The organism is Leptothoe sp. PORK10 BA2 (genome assembly GCF_034932105.1).
Lineage (GTDB): Bacteria > Cyanobacteriota > Cyanobacteriia > Phormidesmidales > Phormidesmidaceae > Leptothoe.
This window is the reverse complement of sequence record NZ_JAYGIG010000181.1, coordinates 1-6452: the sequence shown is the minus strand read 5'-3', so window position 1 is coordinate 6452 and position 6452 is coordinate 1. Positions and strand designations below refer to the sequence as shown.

Here is a 6452-nt window from a genome sequence, read left to right as displayed (position 1 = left end):
GATGCCGATATTTTCCATAGAGATGCACCCGACCCACACGCTAGGTTTCAACTATTTCTTAAAACCCATTTACTGGGCACGCGCGTCTGTATCAAATATTACATTTTGAATTTATAATTGCTGCATCCAGGTCAAACCGATGCCAAAGTTCGCCATCATAGAGGATAATCCAGCTGTTCTGGGAAATGAATTCATTGGGGAAACGCTGATATGGCGACACAAGCAGGAATAGGCGTACTAATTGGATTAGGCATTGGCTCAGGGGTAACTGCCTTTCTAATGCGGCGCATTATTCGCCTTCAAGACAATGCCCTCCAGCAATCCCTCAACCGATTAAATCGCATTCAGGAAGACCATTCCCAGGACCTAACGACGGCCCTAGCCAAGCTGGAAACGGACTACGAACAGCAGCTAGCCAGGACCATTGAGCGCTATCAAGACGCCCACGAGGAGCAACTGACTGAGCTACAGGCCGAATACGAAGCCCGGATCGAAGCATTGCTAAGTATCAACGCCCTGGCCAGTGAGGAAGACATTGACCCCATGCCCGCCACAACCGCCCCACCGACAACGGCGGCCTCAGTAGCCCCCCCCTCATCAGATTCCGCCTCAACGGACTATGAACAGCAGCTAGCCAGGACCATTGAGCGCTATCAAGACGCCCACGAGGAGCAACTGACTGAGCTACAGGCCGAATACGAAGCCCGGATCGAAGCATTGCTAAGTGTCAACGCCCTGGCCAGTGAGGAAGACATTGACCCCATGCCCGCCACAACCGCCCCACCGACAACGGCGGCCTCAGTAGCCCCCACCTCATCAGATTCCGCCTCATCAGATGGCTCAGCCTCCCCCAGTGAATTTACCCAACTGCCCATAGACGACTCCTTACCCCTAATTCCAGATCCCTGGACAGAGGCCACCAGCAGCTCTGTCACCGTCGCCCCCACACCATCGGCCATACCGGCCATACCAGAACCGGACACCGCCACTGAGAATACCCCCGCGAATCCCACTGCTACGAGCACCGATACCACGACAGCGGCTGGTCCAGAGGCAACTGCGCTCCCAGCCCAAAAGACCAGCCAGGTCAACTCAACCCAAACGGCTGCGGACCTTGGCAAAGCCGCCGCCATAAATCGTAAAGATGCCATTCGCGCCATCCCTCAACTCGGCAAACTGTTCAAAGATAGCGATGCGGATGTTCGTTTAGCGGCCGTTACCGCCCTTCAGAAATCGGGTTCCATTAAAGCCATTCCCCTTCTCCGGCAGGCTCTCAGGGATACGGACAGTCGAATTGTGGCCACGGCGAGCGCTGCCCTGAGCCGATTTAAAGGCAGTAAAAAGCCAGCTCCAAAAGCTAAAGTCGTCAAAAAGAAGCCTCGTCATTAGATCGTAGGGCGTCAATTTCCAACCCCTGAGCTTGAGCCAAATTACCCTTGCTGCCATCATAGGCAAGGGTCTTTGCTCCTACTCTGCTATACCCACTTTGCTATAAGAGGATGCTTACATGACTAAAGCAATCATGGAAACCGACAAGGGAACCATCAACATCGACTTTTTTGATAGTGATGCCCCCAATACGGTTGCTAACTTCGTCAAACTTTCCAAGGACGGATTCTACGACGGACTCAACTTCCACCGCGTCATCCCTAACTTTATGATCCAGGGTGGTTGCCCCAAAGGCACCGGCACTGGTGGACCTGGGTACAAAATCAAATGTGAGATAAATCCCAACAAACATGAAGCCGGTAGCCTATCCATGGCCCATGCTGGGCGAGACACAGGGGGAAGTCAGTTCTTTATCTGCCATGGTCCTCAGCCCCACCTTGATGGCGTCCATACGGTTTTTGGTAAAACTACAGATATGGACGTCGTCAATGCCATTAAAGGCGGCGACAAGATTTTATCTGTGACGATTCAAGAATAAGCCAGGTTGTAGCATCAATACTTCCTCAATACTTTCAATGGAAGGTAGCCGGTTTCAACGTTAGCCATATCTCAGCATCTTATTGCCGAGATATGGTTGCTTGTATTTACAGCGTTTCCTAGTCTAGGGAGGTGCAATAGCAGCAGTAAGTAAACCGCCCTAAAAGATCTTCTAGATCAACAGCTCCGAGAATGGGAAGTTGAGTCACGATACCGGTTAAGCTCATGGCCCCGATCATTGAGATATTGTGACCTCGTTCTCCTTTTCACTGGGATGACGTGTTTTTTTAAGGGTCAGATTCAATCGTTTGAGCATCCGGTCGACGGTAGAACGGCCAATTAAGGCTCCAGTCGTTTTGTGGAGTTTGTCACGCAGCTCGGCTAATGTCGAGACATTCTGCTCTTCAACCAACGCTTTGAGTGTTTCTAAGGTGTAGCTACTACTGTCAGTGTTGATAAAATCAACCGGACCTTGGCGGCACAACTAGGTTAGCTGGGATTTTGCTGCAGCAATTCTAAAAGTTCAGATTCATTGAGCTGTGGTGTGTTGTATTTTTCAGCCTTTTTGAGCTTACTGCCAGGATTTCTACCCACAACGATGTAATCCGTTTTGCCACTGGGCATTTTATTAATGCGTCCACCGGCTTCGGTAATTAGTTTGACCACCTCCTCATAGTCAAGATTGTTCAGAGTGCCAGTGAGGACAAAACTTTTATCGGTTAGGTTGCCTGTGGGCGGAGCTGTTGCAACTGTTACGGCGGCTTCAACCGGAACTACATCAGGGACTGTCTCAGTCTCCGGTGAGGGTGTTTGTGGCATCTCTGCTTCGGGCGCGATCTGATTGTGGGGGGCAGTGGGTGATTGCTGGAGAGACATGATCACTTGTTGGCTCAGATCTAGGGCCTGCTTCAGAGCCTTTTGCTCTTGGGTAGCCGTGGATAGCTGCTCTGTCTGGGCGGCCATGGTTGTTTTGATCGTCTGCAACTCGTTGGTTAGTTGGGTATTGGCCGTTTCCAGGGCCTCCAGCGGACTAGCCGATGTTTTTTGGAGCATTGTTAGATGGGTCTTGAGGGCATCTAACTCAGCCTGTAATTCTGATATTGTCTGCTCTGCTGCCGTGGTTGACTCTTCCAGGATGTGCTGAGTTTGGGTGAGTTGGGTGGCCAGGGTATCGGCCTGGGTGGCCTGAAGCTGAAGCTGATCGCGCTCTTGGCGTAGCGCCTCGAGCTGTTCATGGGCTTGGGTCTGCTGACCTTGCAACGCGGTGGCTAGTTCAAGCCGGGCTTGTTCTGCTTCTGCTTTAGCCTCATTTAGGGTCTGTTGTACCTGGTCTAATTCGGTGGTGAGGGTCTGGGTTTGGCTATTGGCCTGGGTGATTTGCCGTTGACTTTCTTGTAGTTGGCTATACAACTGTTCTTGTTCTTGGCGTAACTCTAAGAGCTGTTGTTCTGCTTGGTCTTGTCCGGTATGGGCTGCTTTTGCCTGGTCTTGTAACTCCTGCTGTAGCTGCTGCACCTGTTGCTGTAGCTGGGTGACGACGGTCTGGGCTGGGTCCTCGTCAGTCTGGGCCGACTGGGCTAAGTTCAGGGCTTGCTGCAGTCCCTGGTTTTGTTCTCTGAGGGCGACGTTGACCTGGCTGAGTTGAGTTTTCTCATAGGTTAATTCCCGGCGAACCTGGGCCGTCTCACCCTGGGCGACATCGAGGGTTTGTTGCAGCTCTTTAATTTGTTGCTCTAGGGCCGTGACGTTTTCGCTGAGTTGAGTGTTTTCTTGGCTGAGCTGGGTGGCCTGTTGCTCCAGGGGAACGATGGTTTTAGCCAGGTTATTTTTTTCTGTGGTCAGTTCTGCTAGTTGGGCATCAAAGACCTGTTGGGCAGCCTGTTGGGCGGCCGCTGCTTTTTTCTGGGCTTGGGTGGCTTCTGCTTGTGTCTGGGCCAGGGTGGCCGCTGCTTTGTTCGCTTGTTGTTCTAGGGTGGTAATTGTTGCCCGCAGCTGATCCTGTTCCTCGGTTAGCTGGGTCGATTGCTGTTGGGCTTGGGTGGCTTCAGATTGGGCGATGGTTAAAGCTTTTTTTAGCTGTTGTGTCTGCTGATCCTGTTCCTCGACTAGCTGGGTCGATTGCTGTTGGGCTTGGGTGGCTTCAGATTGGGCGGTGGTTAAAGCTTTTTTTAGCTGTTGTGTCTGTTGTTCTAGGGTGGCTGCTGTTTCGGTAAGCTGTTGTTTTTCTGCGGTTAGCTGGGTGATCTGCTGTTGCAGGGGGGCAGTCTGAGCCTTGGCCTGTTTGAGCTGATCCTGGAGTTTGGCTTGGCTGGTTTGCAAGTCTTGCTGCAGTTGGTGAAGTTCTTGTTCGACGCTGCGTTGAGCGGTCAGAGACTCCTGCTGTGAGGTTTGCAGGGTGGATTCTAGGTCACTGACGGCTTGCCGCTGCTGCTGGAGGGCCTGGTCTAGGGCCTGCTTGTCGGCGGTGAGGGTGGTGACGCTGGTTTCGAGCTGGCTGACTTTGCGTTTGGAGGTGGTGAGGGCCTGGGTGGTGCGATCGCACTCTGCCTTTAGTTCCTGAACCTGCTGCTCCAGGGACATGACCGCATCCTTCGCCAGGGCCATGGCCTCGGTTAGGGTTTGAGTTTGCCCCTTAGCCAAGGTCACCTGCTGAGATAGCTTATCCTTAGCGGACTCTAGGGACTTGATCGTCGTCGTCTGCTCGGTTTGACGCTTACCGTAGCGACTGGCCATCAATGCCCCCACCAACGCTGCTCCCCCAGCAGCCGTCCCCACCAGTTCAGCGGCCAACGTATAATCAAAATCCATGGTCTACCCAAAGCGCGTCATATCTATCGTAAAGATCTAGGGCACAGCCGTACAACTTTAGCCCAAAGGTTTAAGCATTCTAAAATGCAAAGTCTAAAATAACAGAGTCCAAACTTTTACTGCCGCCGCGGGTCTAAACCAACGGCACCAGGCAAAATAAATAGACTGTCTGCACTCCACATCCACCATGACCCCAGCGCCTGTGCCCAATCGGTTGCTCAGCCTTTACCAGTCATCCATCGGTAAAAAAATAATCACCGGCATCAGTGGTCTGGCCCTGGTCACCTTTGTCATCGTCCACATGGTGGGCAACCTACTTTTGCTAGGCAGTGCCGACAGCTACAACCAATATGGCCACCATCTAGAACAGCTGGGGCCGTTACTAGGCCTAATTGAGGCCACTCTCCTAGGCTTTGTGGGTTTGCATATCCTGCTGGGGGTACAAATTTTCCTAGGAAGCCTCAGGGCTCGACCCCAGGGCTATAACACCTATGTTTCCGCTGGAGAGCCTAGCCTGCAAACCGTCAGCTCCCGCACCATGATTTTCACCGGTCTGGGGCTGGGTTGCTTTCTGGTGTGGCATCTGCTCACCTTTAAGTTTGGTATACGCTACACCGTGCCAGGCTCAGATATACGGGATCTAGCGCGACTGGTGGTGGAAAAATTTCAGCAGCCCCTCTATGCCTTTGGCTATACCGGTGTCATGGTGATCCTGGCCAGCCACCTCCGCCACGGGATTTGGAGTGCACTGCAGTCGTTGGGCGCATTGGATGCCAGGGTTCGTCCTGGGGTTTATGGCCTGAGCCTGGTATTAGCCCTGGGCATTGCTCTGGGGTTTGTGGCGTTGCCGTTGGGCATTTACTGGGGACTGGTGGAGTAACCATGGTAAGGAACGGGCCTAGGGCTAGCCATTAGCCACCAAATTGTGACCGAAAAGCACGGCGGACAGCTTACGGTTCACTCTCAACCGGGGCAAGGTGCTGAGTTTGTCATTACCCTGCCCATTCAACCTAGTCAAGTCGAGAAAAGACAGCTAATAACAGCCACCACAGGTGGGTCAGACCGTGAAAAACCGTAAGTAAACTGATTTACGGACTGCTAGACAATTAAAGAGTTGCCTGTACACCAGAAGACCATTAGACCTCCTTGCAGGCAACCACAAAAGATCGTCAGTCCATCATCTATAGCGCTGTCTTTGCGGCTCAGGTGGGCTAGCACGATAAACAGCGGAAAAATCGGCAGCGTCTGTCGAGGAATCGACAGAACACCGGCTGACAGCGGAATCAAAATTGAGTACATGCCATACAGCCAGTAGGAAAAATTAATTTTCCTGAAGAACACTAAGAACACCATTAGCAACAGCAGCGTACTCAGAGTGAAGGCGATTTCTGTCAGCGTCTTAGCGTCCTGCTGGGCGATGCCCTGCCGCAGAGCAATCCAAAAAGACTTAATCGGATTTAAGATTTCTCTTCCCCAGGCAGACTGGTTACTCTTGAAATAAAAGAAATCACCAGTTGCTTGATAGCTATACAGACAAAATCCGGCTAGTCCACTGGGAATGAGTAGTAAAAATAGGCTGTTCAATCGTAAATTTCGGCACTGGTTCCGTCGACTGGGTGCCTTGAAACACTTGGCTTCAGTGGGCTAGACAGCATATCGAATAGAAAATAACTGCGACCAAGATATCCCTGCCTCCAAAATTCCTAACTTCACAGCAG

Annotated in this window: 6 protein-coding genes and 1 pseudogene; 4 read left to right on the top strand and 3 right to left on the bottom strand. The window is 52.0% G+C overall.

Features of this window, described 5'->3' with window-relative positions:
• Nucleotides 1-210 precede the first annotated feature (210 nt).
• Both VB741_RS25640 and VB741_RS25635 read left to right on the top strand, forming a co-directional pair.
• Nucleotides 211-1389 carry a HEAT repeat domain-containing protein gene (locus VB741_RS25640; protein ID WP_323368067.1) on the top strand — a complete coding sequence of 393 codons (1179 nt, stop codon included), beginning with the start codon at nucleotides 211-213 and terminating at the stop codon, nucleotides 1387-1389.
• A 118-nt stretch (nucleotides 1390-1507) separates the two neighbouring features.
• Complete coding sequence (locus VB741_RS25635) at nucleotides 1508-1927, top strand: peptidylprolyl isomerase (protein WP_323368066.1); 420 nt, start codon at nucleotides 1508-1510, stop codon at nucleotides 1925-1927.
• Nucleotides 1928-2161: 234 nt separating this feature from the next.
• On the opposite strand, the gene VB741_RS26570 is transcribed toward VB741_RS25635, so the two are convergent.
• Complete coding sequence (locus VB741_RS26570) at nucleotides 2162-2338, bottom strand: winged helix-turn-helix domain-containing protein (RefSeq protein WP_442786454.1); 177 nt, start codon at nucleotides 2336-2338, stop codon at nucleotides 2162-2164.
• Between the two features lie 77 nt (nucleotides 2339-2415).
• The gene (locus tag VB741_RS25630) at nucleotides 2416-4734 is read right to left on the bottom strand and encodes a BRCT domain-containing protein (RefSeq protein WP_323368065.1); all 2319 of its coding nucleotides are present in this window, start codon (nucleotides 4732-4734) and stop codon (nucleotides 2416-2418) included.
• A 187-nt stretch (nucleotides 4735-4921) separates the two neighbouring features.
• Here VB741_RS25630 and VB741_RS25625 point away from each other — a divergent pair, with 187 nt between their 5' ends.
• Together VB741_RS25625 and VB741_RS25620 are read left to right on the top strand one after the other, a co-directional pair.
• Entirely contained in the window at nucleotides 4922-5614 is a 693-nt protein-coding gene (locus tag VB741_RS25625) for a succinate dehydrogenase cytochrome b subunit (protein WP_323368064.1), read from the top strand.
• Between the two features lie 21 nt (nucleotides 5615-5635).
• Nucleotides 5636-5812: pseudogene (locus VB741_RS25620) on the top strand (ATP-binding protein); the annotation flags it as partial.
• A gap of 20 nt (nucleotides 5813-5832) precedes the next feature.
• On the opposite strand, the gene VB741_RS25615 reads toward VB741_RS25620, so the two are convergent.
• Nucleotides 5833-6318: a hypothetical protein gene (locus tag VB741_RS25615; RefSeq protein WP_323368063.1), complete on the bottom strand. Its 486-nt coding sequence runs from the start codon at nucleotides 6316-6318 to the stop codon at nucleotides 5833-5835.
• Between the last annotated feature and the right edge of the window lie 134 nt (nucleotides 6319-6452).